The organism is Delftia sp. JD2, assembly GCF_001682645.1.
GTDB lineage: Bacteria > Pseudomonadota > Gammaproteobacteria > Burkholderiales > Burkholderiaceae_C > Comamonas > Comamonas acidovorans.
Genome location: NZ_LFJT01000022.1, coordinates 50,790 through 65,891, shown reverse-complemented (window position 1 = coordinate 65,891; position 15,102 = coordinate 50,790). Strand labels below are relative to the sequence as shown.

General features: G+C 68.5%; 13 protein-coding genes. 9 read left to right on the top strand and 4 right to left on the bottom strand.

Features of this window, described 5'->3' with window-relative positions; genetic code table 11:
* Window positions 1–14 precede the first annotated feature (14 nt).
* The 3 genes from ybiB to ACM14_RS14175 all read left to right on the top strand — a co-directional run bounded on the left by ybiB (window position 15) and on the right by ACM14_RS14175 (window position 4,960).
* Entirely contained in the window at window positions 15–929 is a 915-nt protein-coding gene (ybiB, locus tag ACM14_RS14185; RefSeq protein ID WP_063326787.1) for a DNA-binding protein YbiB, read from the top strand.
* 27 nt (window positions 930–956) lie between these two features.
* Window positions 957–1,769 carry a uroporphyrinogen-III C-methyltransferase gene (gene cobA, locus ACM14_RS14180; RefSeq protein ID WP_013803477.1) on the top strand — a complete coding sequence of 271 codons (813 nt, stop codon included), beginning with the start codon at window positions 957–959 and terminating at the stop codon, window positions 1,767–1,769.
* A gap of 149 nt (window positions 1,770–1,918) precedes the next feature.
* The gene (locus ACM14_RS14175) at window positions 1,919–4,960 is read left to right on the top strand and encodes a transporter substrate-binding domain-containing protein (RefSeq protein ID WP_254662059.1); all 3,042 of its coding nucleotides are present in this window, start codon (window positions 1,919–1,921) and stop codon (window positions 4,958–4,960) included.
* Here ACM14_RS14175 and ACM14_RS14170 read toward each other — a convergent pair.
* Window positions 4,947–5,450, bottom strand: a complete 504-nt coding sequence (locus tag ACM14_RS14170) for an acyl-CoA thioesterase (RefSeq protein ID WP_013803479.1) — start codon at window positions 5,448–5,450, stop codon at window positions 4,947–4,949. The genes ACM14_RS14175 and ACM14_RS14170 overlap by 14 nt on opposite strands.
* Before the next feature lie 185 nt (window positions 5,451–5,635).
* Between ACM14_RS14170 and ACM14_RS14165 the strand changes: the two genes are divergently transcribed.
* The 3 genes from ACM14_RS14165 (at window position 5,636) to ACM14_RS14155 (ending at window position 7,803) form a co-directional block, all read left to right on the top strand.
* The gene (locus ACM14_RS14165) at window positions 5,636–6,856 is read left to right on the top strand and encodes an NAD(P)/FAD-dependent oxidoreductase (protein ID WP_065346492.1); all 1,221 of its coding nucleotides are present in this window, start codon (window positions 5,636–5,638) and stop codon (window positions 6,854–6,856) included.
* Window positions 6,857–7,021: 165 nt separating this feature from the next.
* Complete coding sequence (gene rpsU, locus ACM14_RS14160; RefSeq protein ID WP_012204283.1) at window positions 7,022–7,234, top strand: 30S ribosomal protein S21; 213 nt, start codon at window positions 7,022–7,024, stop codon at window positions 7,232–7,234.
* Window positions 7,235–7,356: 122 nt separating this feature from the next.
* Window positions 7,357–7,803 carry a GatB/YqeY domain-containing protein gene (locus ACM14_RS14155; protein WP_012204282.1) on the top strand — a complete coding sequence of 149 codons (447 nt, stop codon included), beginning with the start codon at window positions 7,357–7,359 and terminating at the stop codon, window positions 7,801–7,803.
* 25 nt (window positions 7,804–7,828) lie between these two features.
* Here the strand turns inward: ACM14_RS14155 and ACM14_RS14150 are convergent, their stop codons facing one another.
* Complete coding sequence (locus ACM14_RS14150) at window positions 7,829–8,743, bottom strand: LysR substrate-binding domain-containing protein (protein WP_170962064.1); 915 nt, start codon at window positions 8,741–8,743, stop codon at window positions 7,829–7,831.
* A gap of 130 nt (window positions 8,744–8,873) precedes the next feature.
* Between ACM14_RS14150 and ACM14_RS14145 the strand changes: the two genes are divergently transcribed.
* Entirely contained in the window at window positions 8,874–9,962 is a 1,089-nt protein-coding gene (locus ACM14_RS14145; protein WP_013803482.1) for a tartrate dehydrogenase, read from the top strand.
* A gap of 3 nt (window positions 9,963–9,965) precedes the next feature.
* Here the strand turns inward: ACM14_RS14145 and ACM14_RS14140 are convergent, their stop codons facing one another.
* Window positions 9,966–10,622, bottom strand: a complete 657-nt coding sequence (locus ACM14_RS14140) for a glutaminyl-peptide cyclotransferase (RefSeq protein WP_065346491.1) — start codon at window positions 10,620–10,622, stop codon at window positions 9,966–9,968.
* Between the two features lie 32 nt (window positions 10,623–10,654).
* Window positions 10,655–11,899, bottom strand: coding sequence for a DNA-binding protein (locus ACM14_RS14135; RefSeq protein ID WP_065346511.1), 1,245 nt, complete (start codon window positions 11,897–11,899; stop codon window positions 10,655–10,657).
* A 143-nt stretch (window positions 11,900–12,042) separates the two neighbouring features.
* Between ACM14_RS14135 and ACM14_RS14130 the strand changes: the two genes are divergently transcribed.
* Entirely contained in the window at window positions 12,043–13,629 is a 1,587-nt protein-coding gene (locus tag ACM14_RS14130; RefSeq protein WP_065346490.1) for an alkaline phosphatase, read from the top strand.
* 112 nt (window positions 13,630–13,741) lie between these two features.
* Window positions 13,742–15,091, top strand: a complete 1,350-nt coding sequence (gene gorA / locus ACM14_RS14125) for a glutathione-disulfide reductase (protein WP_065346489.1) — start codon at window positions 13,742–13,744, stop codon at window positions 15,089–15,091.
* Window positions 15,092–15,102: the final 11 nt, after the last annotated feature.

The window sequence follows — 15,102 nt, the reverse complement described above, 5'->3', positions numbered from 1 at the left end:
ACGATTGCAACGCCATGGGCATCAGCCAATACATCAAGGAAATAGGCCGCGGCGCACGCGGAGCCAAGGCGCTGGAGCGCCCGCAGGCGGCCGACCTGTTCGGCCAGGTGCTGGACGGCGGCGTCAGCGACCTGGAGATCGGGGCCTTTTGCATCGCCATGCGCATCAAGGGCGAGACCGTCGAGGAGATGAGCGGCTTCCTGGACGCCGTGCATGCGCGCGTCGCCCGTTTTCCCGCCGCGGCCAATGGCCGCCCCGTGATCGTGCTGCCCAGCTACAACGGCGCGCGCCGCCTGCCCGTGCTCACGCCCCTGCTGGCCCTGCTGCTGGCACGCGAAGGCCTGCCCGTGCTGCTGCACGGCATGCGCACCGAGGCGCGCCGCATCCTGGCCAGCGATGTGCTGCAGGCCCTGGGCATTGCGCCGCTGCCATCTCCCCAGGCCCTGGCCGGCGGCCAGGTGGCCCATATCCATACCGAGCATCTGCACCCGGCCCTGGCGCGCCTGCTGTCCGTGCGCGAGGTCATCGGCCTGCGCAACCCGGGCCACAGCGTGGTCAAGCTGCTGGCGCCCTGCGACGGCCCCTGCCTGCTGGTGACGGCCTACACCCATCCCGAGTACCTGCCCATGCTGCACGGCACCTTCGGGACGCTGGGCATGAATGTCCTGCTCTCGCGCGGGCTGGAAGGCGAGGTCGCGGCCGACCCGCGCCGGCTGCCGCGCTACGACGGCTTTGTGGCAGGCGCCCACCAGCTGCTGGCCGAGCAGCAAAGCGGCACCGCCTCCGACGTGCCGGGCCTGCCCGCCGAGATCGACGTGGACACCACGGCGCGCTACACCGAAGACGTGCTCGCGGGCAGGCTGCCCGTGCCGCCCGCGCTCACACGCCAGGTGGAACACATCGTCCACCTTGCCGATCAGATTCGCTGAATACCCCAGAAAAAACGGAGCCCCGCCATGACGACCCCGTCCCACACCCCCGCGAACACCGCCCGGCGCGGCACCTGCACCCTGGTCGGCGCCGGCCCCGGCGACCCGGAGCTGCTGACCATCAAGGCCCTCAAGGCCATACAGGCTGCCACCGTGCTGCTGGTCGATGACCTGGTCAGCGACGCCATCGTGGCCCATGCCGCGCCCACGGCGCGCATCGTCTACGTGGGCAAGCGCGGCGGCTGCAAGAGCACGCCCCAGGCCTTCATCGAAAAGCTCATGCTGAGCGCCGTGCAGGAGGGCGAGACCGTGGTGCGCCTGAAGGGCGGCGACCCCTTCATCTTCGGGCGCGGCGGTGAAGAGGTGGAGCACCTGCGCGAAGCGGGCGTCGAGGTCCAGGTCATCAACGGCATCACCGCCGGCCTGGCCGGGCTCACCAGCCTGGGCGCCCCGCTCACGCACCGCGACCGCGCGCACGGCGTGGTCTTCATCACGGGCCACGCCAAGCCCGGCGACAGCGGCACCGACTGGCGCCAGCTGGCCGCCACCGCGCGCGATGCGCGGCTCACCCTGGTGATCTACATGGGCGTGAGCAGCGTGGAGCACATCCGCGCCGAGCTGCTCAATGGCCTGCCCGCAGCCACGCCCGTGGCCGTGATCCAGCACGCCAGCCTGCCACAACAGCGCCACGCGCTGACCACGCTGGGCGCGCTGGTGGAGTGCATTGCCGACACGGGCCTGGGCAGCCCCAGCGTCATCGTCGTTGGCGATGTGGTCCATGGCGTACGGGCAATGGCCGAACCTCAGACGCAGCTTACCGCTGCGGTTGCAGCCGCCTGAGTGCGAGATTGCTGCAATCAAAAATCTATCGATTAATAAAAGTCATTAGTTTTCATTAAAAATCCCCTGTTGGCTGCCGAAACGGCGTTTAGACCGTTTTGGCAGACCGTCAGCTCCGCCAGGCGGCGGTAGCGCCATCGGGGGATTCCATGAAAACACCAGGCCTTACTTTCACTTCCACAGCTGCGCAGATACGGCTGTCCGCATGGCGGCGCACGTGGTCGCCGCTGCTGGCCGGCTGCGCGCTTGGCATGGCCCTGCTCATGCCCGGCCTGGCTGGAGGCGCCGAAATGGTGCTGGCCACGCGCGTCACGGCCGGTGCAAAACCCTGGCTCACGCCCGCGCACCGCCAGTGGCTGCAGGCGCGCGGGCCGCTGACCGTGGGCATTTCCCTGCCCGACCATCCTCCCCTGGAAATGATCGATGGCGAGCGCTTCCAGGGCATCACGGCCGACCACCTGGGCTTGCTGTTTCCCGCGCCGGTGCGCTTCAAGACCTATGGATCGCGCGTGGCCGTGCTCGATGCGCTGCGGCGCGGCGAGATCGACCTGGCCTGCGAGGGCACCGAGCTGGAGGCCGAACGCGCCGACCTGGCCCTGAGCGTGCCCTACCTGCCCAGCCAGCCCGTGCTGGTGTCGCTCTCGCATGCGCCCTTCGACGCGGAGCGCCGGGGCGCGCGGCTGGCCATGACGTCCGACCAGCTGTTGCGCTCCCAGGTTGCGGCCGCCTATCCTCTCAGCGAGCTGCTGACCTATGAAACACCCCGCCGCGCGCTGGAGGCGCTGAGCCTGGGCGAGATCGACGGCTTCGTTGGCGACACGGTCACGGTGCACTACCTGATCCAGGCCAACTACCTGCTCAACCTGCGCGTGCAGGGCTTTGCACCCATAGAGAGCCGGGGCTTCGGCATGCTGGTGCGGCATGACGATACGCAGTTGAAGGCCTATCTGGACCAGGCCCTGCCCGCCATCACCTTGCAGCATGGCGACGACATTCTGCACAGCTGGAGCGGCAGCCGCCGTCCGCTGCTGGGAAGCGACCGCGTGGCCCTGACGCCCTCGGAAAAGCAGTGGCTGGATGCCCATCCCCGCATTCCCGTGGTGCTCAACAGCTCGCTGGGATCGCTGGGAAAGCTGAATGCCGACCGCCAGGCCGAGGGCATAGGACCCGACTACCTGGACCTGATCAGCCACCGCGCCGGCCTGCAGTTCGACTACGTGACCGCACGCAACTACACCGAACTCGAGGCCATTCTGGGCTCGGGCAAGGCCCTGCTCACCCCCGTCTACACCTCGCCGCCGATTGCATCGCCCGATATCAAGCTGCTGCCGCCCTACCTGCGCAGCGCGGTGGTGGTGCTGGCCCGGCCCGAGGCGAACGCGGGCACACAGCGTGACAAGGGCATACACCACCTGCAGGGACTGGAGGGCAAGCGCGTGGCCATGGTGGCTGGCTTCTTCCTGGAGGACACGGTGCGCCGCGAGCATCCGCGCATACGGCTGCAGCTGTATCCCGACCTGGCCCAGGCCCTGGCCAGCGTGGCGGCCGATGACAGCGATGCCTTCGTCGGCAACGACTACGCAGCGCGCTATGCCAACGCCCAGCAGTTGGGCAACCAGTTGCAGCTCACCGGCATCCTGGAGGACTACACCCGCCCCGTGAGCCTGGCCGTGCATGCCGCCGAGCCCGAGCTTCTGAGCATTCTGGAGAAGGCCCAGCTGTCCATCTCACCCGAAGAAATGGCCGAAATCGTGCGCCTGTGGGCGCCGCGCGATAGCGGCAGCGGCACGCGCTTTTGGCGCGAGCACCGCCAGCGCCTGCTGCTGCTGCTGGCAGCGCTGGCGCTGGCCACGGCCACCTCCCTGGTCTGGGGCTTTTACCTGAGCCGCCAGATGCGCAGGACGCGCCGTGCCGAGCGGCGCGCCGAGGCCGCCAACCGGGCCAAAAGCCTGTTCCTGTCCACCACCAGCCACGAGATACGCACGCCGCTGAGCGCCATCATCGGCCTGCTGGAGCTGGCGCAGGACCGCGAAAAACTCGGCCTGCCCCACCGCGACACGCTGGCCGCGGCCCACAAGGCCTCCCAGGGCATGCTGCTGCTGCTGGGCAATGTGCTGGACCTGCACCGCATCGAGTCGGGCCACATCGACTCCACGCCCCAGCCCGTGGCGCTGCGGCCGCTGATCGAAGACATGGCCCCGCTGCTGCAGGGCCTGGCGCACGGCAAGCGGCTGTCGCTGCGCACCCAGGTTGGCAAGGGCGTGGACCACAGCGTGACGGCCGACCCGCTGCACCTCAAGCAGGTGCTGTTCAACCTGCTGAGCAATGCCATCAAATTCACCGAACGCGGCAGCGTCACCCTGCGCGCGCAAGGCACCCGCCGCCATGACCGCCTGCTGCTGCAGATGGAGGTGGAGGACACCGGCATCGGCATTGCGCCGCAGGACCAGGCCCGGCTGTTCAAGCCCTTTTCGCAGGTGCCGGGAGCCCATCAGGACCAGGCCTTCGGCAGCGGCCTGGGCCTGAGCATCACGCGCCGCCTGCTGGAGCACATGGGGGGGACCATCACCCTGGAGAGCGTGCCGGGCCGGGGCTCACGCTTCACGGTCAGGTTGAGCCTGCCGCTGGTGGAGCCGGACGACAGGCTGTCGGCCGAAGAGGTATTGCCCCGGATCATGCCCGCGCCCCTGGAGCTGCGTGCAAAGGCCAATACAGGCACCGAGCCCCAGCCCGAAGTCCCGGCCGAGCCGGAACTCAGAATCCTGGCCGTGGAAGACTATATGTTCAATCGCGAGCTGCTCAAGAGCCAGCTCACCGCGCTGGGCCACGGCATCTCGCTGGCCGGCGATGGACAGGAGGCCTGGGCGCGTTGCCTGGTCGAGTCCTTTGATCTCATCATCACCGACGGCCGCATGCCGATCATGGACGGCTTCGAGTTCATCCGGCGCCTGCGTCGGCGGGAAGCCGAAAACCAGCTGCGCCGCTGCCGCGTGATTGCGCTGACCGCCAGTCCCGAGGCCTCCGAAGCGCTGCGCTACCTGCAGGCCGGTGCCGACGAGGTGCTGTCCAAGCCGGCCTCCATGGAAGACCTCAGGCGCGTCATCGAGCAGGTGCGGGACGAGTTGCAGGGCAGCGCACCCGGCACCTGGCATCGGCCACCGGCCGCACCCTCCACGCTCAGCCCGGCTTGACCGAGCTGCTGGCCGTCACGCGGCTTTGCTCGAAGCGCTGGGCCAGCTCGCGGCGCAGGTCCTTGCGGATCAGCGCGGCCTGCCAGCGGCGCTTTTCCTCGTCGGTGGCCGGCACCAGCGTGGGCACGGGCGCAGGCTGCTTGTTCTCGTCCACCGCCACCATGGTGAAAAAGCAGCTGTTGACATGGCGCACCACCTGGGTGCGGATGTCCTCGGCCACCACCTTGATGCCGATTTCCATCGACGACTTGCCCGTGTGGTTGACGCTGGCCAGGAAGGTCACCAGCTCGCCCACGTGGATGGGCTGCAGGAACATCACCTGGTCCACGCTCAGCGTGACCACATAGCGGCCCGCGTAGCGGCTGGCGCAGGCATAGGCCACCTGGTCGAGCTGCTTGAGAACGGCGCCGCCATGGACGTTGCCCGAAAAGTTCGCCATGTCGGGCGACATGAGCACGGTCATGCTCAGCTGGTGCGATGGGAAATTCATCGCTGGATTCTAGGTCCCCCCTGAGTCGCTGCGCGCCTTCCCCCAGAGGGGGACGACACCCTCGGTGCGGGGCGGCCCTTCCTCGGTGTCCCTGGCTTCAGGGCACGCCAGTTTCACAGGGCACGCGAAGGGCTGGCACAAGTGCGCGAGAATGGGCGCCCTTTTGCCCCCCGAGTGACGTTTTTGTGACCTCTTCCCTCTCTTTCGACGCCATCGTCATCGGCGCCGGCGCGGCCGGTCTGTTCTGTGCGGCCCAGGCCGGACAGCGGGGCCTGTCGGTGCTGCTCCTGGACCACGCGGAGAAGGTGGCCGAGAAGATCCGCATCTCGGGCGGCGGCCGTTGCAACTTCACCAACCGCGATCTGGACGTGCGTGCGCCGCACAAGCACTTCGTGGGCGGCAACCCGCAGTTCTGCCGCTCGGCCCTGTCGCGCTACACGCCGGCCGACTTCATCGCGCTGATGGACAGGCACGGCATTGCCCACCATGAAAAGCACAAGGGCCAGCTGTTCGCCGACCGCTCGGCCGAGGACATCATCGCCATGCTGCTGGCCGAATGCCAGGCCGGCGGCGTGCAGCGCTGGCAGCCCTGCAAGGTCGATTCCGTCGCGCATTCGGATGGCCAGTACCGCCTGCAGACCAGCCGTGGCGCCGTGCAGGCGCCCAGCCTGGTCATCGCCACGGGCGGGCTGTCCATTCCCAAGATCGGCGCCACCGACTTCGGCTACCGCCTGGCCCAGCAGTTCGGCCTGCCCCTGGTCGAACGCACGCCGGGCCTGGTGCCGCTGACCTTCGACGGCGACGCCTGGGCCCCCTACGCCCAGCTCGCCGGCCTGGCCCTTCCGGTCGAGATCAGCACCGGCAGCAAGAAGGAACGCATGGCCTTCATGGAAGACCTGCTGTTCACGCACCGCGGCCTGTCCGGCCCCGCCGTCCTGCAGATCTCGAGCTACTGGAAGCCCGGCACGCCCCTGTGCATCAACCTCGCCCCCGAGGTGGACCTGCAGGACGAATTGCTCAAGGCCAAGTCGCGCTCGCGCAAGCTCATCGCCAACGAACTGGCGCAGTGGCTGCCCTCGCGCCTGGCCGATGCCTGGGTGCAGCAGGACGCGGCCTGGCAGCGCCCCATTGCCGAAGCCTCGGACAAGGCCCTGAACCAGCTGGCCGAGCGCCTGTCGCGCTGGGAGATCGTGCCCACCGGCACCGAAGGCTACAAGAAGGCCGAAGTGACGCTGGGCGGCGTGGACACGCGTGCGCTTTCGCAACAGACCATGGAATGCAAGACCCAGCCCGGCCTGTACTGCATCGGCGAAGTGGTGGACATCACCGGCTGGCTGGGCGGATACAACTTCCAATGGGCCTGGGCCAGCGGGTATGCGTGCGCGCAGGCCTTGCCTTGTGCGTGATTTGTCAGATCGCTTTCGTCTCGCGTATAATCGCCCGCTTTGCTGGCAATTGCCCCGTCGGCCAATACTAGTTAACTATTGACGGGGACCAACCGCTGAACATGGCTCTCAGGCCCGATCTTCCCGAGAACCCGCTGTCAGCACAGATATCTGGAAATCTAGCTAATGACCACCATCCGCGTAAAAGAAAACGAGCCCTATGAAGTTGCCCTGCGCCGCTTCAAGCGCACCATCGAAAAGCTCGGCCTGCTGACCGACCTGCGCGCTCGCGAGTTCTACGAGAAGCCCACATCCGAACGCAAGCGCAAGAAGGCTGCCGCCGTCAAGCGTCACTACAAGCGCGTTCGCAGCATGCAGCTGCCCAAGAAGCTGTACTGATCAGCTCTTGACCAGCCGGCTCTCGTCAGCCGCAAAACCCGCGCTCGGGACGCCAGGCGCGGGTTTTTTGTTTTTGTTTTTTGGTTTTTGTTTTCCGACGCCACTACCTCAGGAGAAATGCCATGAGCCTCAAGGCCCAGATCACCGAAGACATGAAGACCGCCATGCGCGCCAAGGACAGCGAACGCCTGGGCACCATCCGCCTGCTGCTGGCCGCGATGAAGCAAAAGGAAGTCGATGAGCGCGTCGAGCTCGACGACGCCGCCGTCATCGCCATCGTGGACAAGCTGATCAAGCAGCGCAAGGACAGCATTGCCGCCTTCGAGGGCGCGGGCCGCCAGGACCTGGCCGACAAGGAAAAGGCCGAAATGGCCGTGCTGACCGCCTACCTGCCCGCACGCATGTCGGCCGAGGAAGTGGCCACCGCCGTGAAGGCCATCGTGGCCGAGCTGGGTGCCTCCGGCCCCGGCGACATGGGCAAGGTCATGGGCGCGGTCAAGGCGCAGCTGGCTGGCAAGGCCGACATGGGCCAGGTGTCCGCTGCCGTCAAGGCCGCCCTGGCAGGTTGAGCCTGCTGCGGCAGCCGCGCCCTTTTCAGGACGCTGCTGCCGCCCATTCCTGCTGAAAGTGCTCCTGCAGGAATTCGACACAGACACGCACCTTGGCCGACAGCTGCAGCCGCGTCGGATAGACCGCCCAGACATTGGCCTCCTGCCGCCATTCGGGCAAGAGCTGCACCAGGCGCCCTGCCTGCAGATGGGCGCCCACATCCCACAACGAGCGCAGCGCAATGCCGCGCCCGTCCACGGCCCACTGCACCACCATCTCGCCGTTGTTGGCCGACAGCGGCCCCGTGACCTTCACCGATTGCTCGGCGGCGCCCGCGCGCAGCCGCCACACGCCAAAGGCCTGGTCGCGCTCCTTGATGGCCAGGCAGTCGTGGGCCGACAGCTCGGCCGGCGTGCGCGGCGTGCCACGGCGCGCCAGGTAGGCAGGCGCCGCGCACAGCACGCGGTGGTTGTCGGCCAGCCGCCGCGCAATCAGGTGGGGCGCGATCTCGTCGCCCACGCGCACATCCAGATCGAAGCCCTCCCCCGCCACATCCACCAGCCGGTCGAACACATCCAGCCGCACCTGCAGCCCCGGATGGCGCTCCACCAGCCGGGACAGCGCCGGCGCGATCACATGCCGCCCGAAGCCGAAGCTGCTGCTCACGCGCAGCAGGCCGCGCGGCTCGCTGCGCGTGATGGCCACCTCCTGCATCAGCTGGTCCATGTCGTCGAGGATGCGCTGCGCCCAGTGGAATACGCGCTCGCCCTCCTCGGTCACGGCCACGCGGCGCGTGGTGCGGTGCAGCAGCTTCACGCCCAACTCCTGCTCCAGCAGGCGGATGCGCTTGCTCACATAGGCGGGCGATGCACCCAATTCCTCGGCCGCAGCGGCAAAGCCGGATTTGCGAGCCACCACGGTGAAGACACGCAGGTCTTCGGGAGCCGGTTGTTTATTCACGATCTGTAAACAATGGAACCACAGTTGGCCGATTGTATTTAGCCCTGGCGCAGCCAACAATGCCATGCATGCGGCCAGGCTGTCAGCGGCGCCGCTTCATATCCATCCATTCGATCCAAGGACAGACACCATGCAAGACACATTCAAGATCGCCGTCATCGCCGGTGACGGCATTGGCAAGGAAGTCATGCCCGAAGGCCTGCGCACGCTGGAGGCCGCCGCCAGCCGCTTTGCGATCAAGCTCGAATTCCACCATTTCGACTGGGCCCACTGCGACTACTACCTGGCCCACGGAAAAATGATGCCCGACGACTGGAAGGCGCAGCTCTGCGGCATGGACGCCATCTTCTTCGGCGCCGTGGGCTGGCCCGCCACCGTGCCCGACCATGTCTCGCTGTGGGGCTCGCTGCTCAAGTTCCGCCGCGAGTTCGACCAGTACATCAACCTGCGCCCCGTGCGCCTGTTCGAGGGCGTGCCCTGCCCGCTGGCCGGCCGCAAGCCCGGCGACATCGACTACTACGTGGTGCGCGAGAACACCGAAGGCGAATACACCTCGCTGGGCGGCATCATGTACGAGGGCACGGACCGCGAAATCGTGATCCAGGAATCGGTCTACTCGCGCAAGGGTGCCGAGCGCCTGCTCAAGTACGCCTTCGACCTGGCCCAAAGCCGCGAGCGCAAGCACGTCACCCTGGCCACCAAGAGCAACGGCATCGCCATCAGCATGCCCTGGTGGGACCAGCGCGCCGAGGACGTGGCCAAGGCCTACCCGGACGTCACGCTGGACAAGCAGCACATCGACATCCTGACCGCGCGCTTCGTGCTGCAGCCGGGCCGCTTCGACGTGGTGGCCGCCACCAACCTGTTCGGCGACATCCTCAGCGACCTGGGCCCGGCCACCACGGGCACCATCGGCCTGGCCCCCTCGGCCAACCTCAACCCCGACCGCAGCTTCCCCAGCCTGTTCGAGCCCGTGCACGGCTCGGCGCCCGACATCTACGGCAAGAACATCGCCAACCCCATCGCCATGGTCTGGTCGGCAGCGCTGATGCTGGACTTCCTGACCCACGGCCAGGGCGCAGGCCGCGCGGCGCACGACGCCATCGTCTCGGCCATCGAGGAAGTCATCAAGAACGGCCCCCGCACGCCCGACCTGGGCGGCACGGCCAGCACCACCGAAGTGGGCCAGGCCATCGCGGCACAGATCGCGGGCAAGTAGGCCTCAGGGCTGCTGCGTCTGCCGGGGCCGGCGCACGGCCCTGATGCGGCCGCTTTCTCCGCCGCCGCAGAAGAAGCGGTCGCCGCCGTCGGATTCCAGCCCCGACACGCCCGTGCCGGCCGGCATCTCCAGCCGCTGCAGCACGGCACCGCTGTCCGGGTCCAGGCGCCGCAGATCGCTCTGGCCCTCTTCCCAGGTGCCGTGCCACAACTGGCCGTCCACCCAGGAGACGCCGGTGACGAAGCGGTTGGATTCCAGGGTGCGCAGCACCGCCCCAGTGTCGGGGTCGATCTGATGGATCTTGCGGCCGTGGTACTGACCCACCCACAGCGAGCCCTCGGCCCAGGCCATTCCCGAATCGCCGGCATCGCCGCCGCCCCCGGGTGCAGGAATGGTGGCCAGCACATGGCCGGTGGACAGGTCGATCTTCTGGATACGGTCATTGGCGATCTGGAACAGATGCCGGCCATCGAAGGCCGTGCCGGCATCGCCCGGCACAGGGATGCTGCGCACGATCCGGCCGCTGTCGGGGTCCAGCGCCTGCAATTGGGTGCCGGTGGCGAACCAGACCTGGCTGCCGTCGTAGGACACCCCGTGCACGCAATCGATGCCGGGAAAGGGACCGTACTCGCGGATGATTTCTGCAGCTTCTGTCTTCATGCGGAACTCCTGGTTGCGTTGGTCGGCCCATGCTAGCCAGCCGGCAGCACAGCGGGGAGTAACAAAGTCGTCGTGAATCCCGGCGCAGGCCGGGCCACCCAGCGGCGGGCGCGCCCCCGGCCCACGGGCTGCGCCAGCGCGTCGCGCTCCAGCGCCTCCAGGGTCCTCTGGACGCTGCGCTGGCTCGCGCCCAGTGCCAGGGCCAGCGCTGAACTGGCCCAGGCCTCGCCATCGGAGAGCAGCGCCAGCACCGGCCCGCACAGCACGCCCGGCGCACCTTCCACGGGCCGTGCCAGCACGGCCACCCGGGCCTGCCGGGGCGCCAGCACAAATCCCAGGGGCGTGGCGTGAACTTCGGCCAGCGGCCGCAGCAGGCGGCGCAGGCGGCCGATCTCGACACGCAGACGCGCACGGTACGAGTCATCGGCCTGCCGGGCGCGGAATACCTGCGCCACCAGCGCCTCGCGTGAGACATCGCCGGGCCAGGCCTCGCCCAGCGCGCGCGCCAGCGCAAACAGCACCGGGCGCCCCGCCAGCGAGACCGCCACCGCTCCGGCGCGCACCGCATGGCGGCAGGCATCCACCACCAGCGCGCCCGAGGCCAGCAGGGTCCCGGCCTCATCCAGCGACAGCAGCTTCTGAGCCTGCGGTCCGGCCGGCTCCCGCTCCAGCAGCACCGCAGCAGGCGCGTGCAGGGCCTGGGCTGCCTGCCCCACCTCGGCGGCCAGTGCTGCAATGCCGGCGGCGCCGGCCGCCTGCGCGGCATCGGCCAGCGCACTGTGCGCCGCACGGATGTCCAATCGGCGCATGGCGATACCCGCCAGGGCCAGGGCATGGAACGCCTGCAAGGCGGCAGGCAGCAGCGCGGGCCGCAGTCCACCCAGCAGACCCTCGGCCTCGCCCAATCGGCCCAGCAGCAGGCAACGGCGTATTTCCAGATAGCCTGCATGCGCGGCGTTCACAGGATCGCCATGCGCCTGCAGCACCGCCCGCGCCGCAACCAACCTGCGGGCCGGCCATGCCAGCTCGCGCAGGGCCAGTGCAATCTCGGCCTCGGCCACTACGCAGCGGGCCCGGGCCACTGCCTCATGGGGGCCGAAGGCGCGCGCAGCGCTGCGCAGCAAGGCCCTGGCCCGCACCAGATCGCCCAGTTGCGCCATGGCGATGCCACGCAGTGCCAGCGCGGGCGCATCGTCGCGCAGCGCCACCCGGTTCAGCGCGCCAAGGGGGTCGCCAACCGCGAGCGCACGGGCCGCCGCCGTGATCAGAGAATCCATGCCCATCCCATCCATCGTGTGCGGCACGGCTGTGCCTGCAATTCATCCCGGGCCAACGCACGGTCACGGCCCGGTCATCGGTGGGCGCTAGGCTGGGTCGCCAAACGCCCTGCCAAACGCTCTGCCACACCCACTCCCCCGCCATGATGCTCCGCCGCCATCTTCTGCTGTCCGCCGCTGGCGGCTCGCTGCTGCCCTCCATCCTCCAGGCCCAGGTGGCCCCCGCCGCCATCACGCGCGACGCGGCGCGGCCGCTGCTGCCCTCGGGCCTGCAAAGCGGCGATGTGCTGGCCGACCGCGCCATCGTCTGGGCGCGCGCCAGCCGCGATGCGCGCATGTGGATCGAATGGTCCACCACCTCCGGCTTTGCCAACCCCACGCGCGTGCGCGGGCCTGATCTGCTGATGGACAGCAGCGACGGCACGGGCCGCATCGACCTGCAGGGCCTGCCTGCGGGCCAGGACATCTTCTACCGCGTGGTGCTGGAGGACTTTGCCAGCGCCAATGTGCGCTCGCCCGCCGTGCAGGGGCACTTTCGCACGCCGCTGGCGGCGGGCATGCCCGCCACGCGGCCGCTGCGCCTGGTGTGGAGCGGAGACACCGCAGGCCAGGGCTTCGGCATCAACGAGGCCTTTGGCGGCATGCGCATCTACGAGGCCATGCGCAGGACCGACCCCGACGTGTTCCTGCACAGCGGCGACACCATCTATGCCGACGGCCCCATCGCCGCGCAGATGAAGCTGCGCGACGGCACGCTGTGGAAGAACCTGGTCACGCCCGAGGTCGCCAAGGTGGCCGAGACGCTGGACGAATTCCGGGGCCGCCACCGCTACAACCTCATGGACGCCAACGTGCGCGCGCTGGGCAGCGAGGTCGCCCAGATCTGGCAGTGGGACGACCACGAGGTCACCAACAACTACTCGGACAGCAAGAGCGTGGCCAACGACGCGCGCTACACCGAAAAGAACGTGCAGCTGCTGGCGGCGCGCGGCCAGCGCGCCTTCATGGAATACGCGCCCATGCGTCCCTTCGGCGCGGCCATGCACCAGCGCCTGTACCGCCGCCTGCCCCAGGGCCCGCTGGCCGACATCTTCGTGATCGACATGCGCAGCCACCGCGGCCCCAACAGCCACAACCTGCAGGCGGCCGAAGGCCCGGACACCGACATGCTGGGCCGCCCCCAGGTGCAGTGGCTGCTGGACGGCCTCAAGCGCAGCCACGCCACCTGGAAGCTGATCGCCAGCGACATGCCCATCAGCCTCTTCGTGCCCGATGGCAAGGACGCCGAGGGCCGCGCCCAGTGGGAGGCCGTGGCCAATGGCGAGCATGGCGCACCCCGGGGCCGCGAGCTGGAGATGGCGCGCCTGCTCAAGGGCATCAAGGACGCGGGCATCCGCAACGTGGTCTGGCTCACGGCCGACGTGCACTACACGGCCGCCCACCATTTCAGCCCCGAGCGCGCCAGCTTCCAGGACTTCGACCCGTTCTGGGAATTCGTCTCCGGCCCGCTGAACGCGGGCGGCTTCGGCCCCAACGAGATGGACAAGACCTTTGGCGGCGAAGTCGTTTTCCAGAAAAGCGCAGGCCACGCCAACTCGGCGCCCAGCGAAGGCTTCCAGTTCTTCGGCCAGCTCGACATAGACCCCCGCAGCCAGGCGCTGACCGTGGTGCTCAAGGACCTGGACGGCAAGGCGCTGTACACGAAGACGCTGCAGCCGCAGCGCAGCTGAGCCTGCCGACAGGAGATCACGGCATTGCCCCCGCCGCAGGCCCCTGGCCGGCGAACAGGGCAAGATGGCCGGCTGCGGCATTCGGGCCGCTCAGACACAGCACGGAATCTCCATGAAGCACTACGACTACATCGTCATCGGCGGCGGCAGCGGCGGCATTGCATCGGCCAACCGCGCCGCCATGCACGGGCGCCACTGCGTGCTGATCGAAGCCGGCGAGATCGGCGGCACCTGCGTCAACGTGGGCTGCGTGCCCAAGAAGGTCATGTGGCATGCGGCCCAGATCGGCGAGGCCATGCACCGCTACGGCCCCGACTACGGCTGGGATGCCACCGTCAACCGCCTGGACTGGCAGCGCCTGCTGGACAGCCGCAGCGCCTACATCGACCGCATCCATGCCTCGTATGAAAGCGGCCTGGCGCGCAACAAGGTCGAGCTGATCCAGGGCTTTGGCCGCTTCGTGGATGCGCGCACCGTGGAGGTGGGCGGCCAGCGGCTCAGTGCCGATCACATCCTCATCGCCACGGGCACGCGCCCGGCACGGCCCGACATTCCGGGCGCCGAGCTGGGCATCGACTCGGACGGCTTCTTCGCCCTCAAGGCCCTGCCTGCGCGCACTGCCGTGGTCGGTGCCGGCTATATCGCCGTGGAGATTGCCGGCGTGCTGCACGCGCTGGGATCGCAGACCCATCTGTTCCTGCGCCAGAACTCGGCACTGCGCGGGTTCGATCCGCTGCTGAGCCAGACCCTGATGGAGATCATGGAGGCCGAAGGCCCCGCCGTGCACCGCCAGGCCACCCCGAAGGCCGTGGTCCGCAACGCAGACGGCAGCCTGGACCTGCAACTGCAGGACGGCAGCAGCCACACCGTGGACTGCGTGGTCTGGGCCGTGGGCCGCCGACCCGACACCTCGGGCCTGAACCTGGAGGCCGCGGGCGTGGCGCTGCAGGACAGCGGCCACATCGCGGTGGACAAGTTCCAGGACACCAATGTGCCCGGCATCCACGCCGTGGGCGACATCACGGGCCGCATCGAACTCACGCCCGTGGCCGTGGCCGCCGGCCGGCGCCTGTCCGAGCGCCTGTTCAACGGCAAGACGGGCGAGCACCTGGACTACGACAACGTACCCACCGTGGTCTTCAGCCACCCGCCCATCGGCACCGTGGGCCTGACCGAGCCGCAGGCACGCGAGCGCTTTGGCGACGATCAGGTCAAGGTCTACCAATCGGCCTTCACCGCCATGTACACGGCCGTCACGCGCCACCGCCAGCCCGCGCGCATGAAGCTGGTCTGCGTGGGCCCAGAGGAACGCATCGTGGGCATACACGGCATCGGCCTGGGGATGGACGAGATGCTGCAGGGCTTTGCCGTGGCCCTGAAGATGGGCGCCACCAAGCGCGACTTCGATGACACCGTGGCCATCCACCCCACGGCGGCCGAGGAGTTCGTGACCATGCGCTGAACAGGCGCACA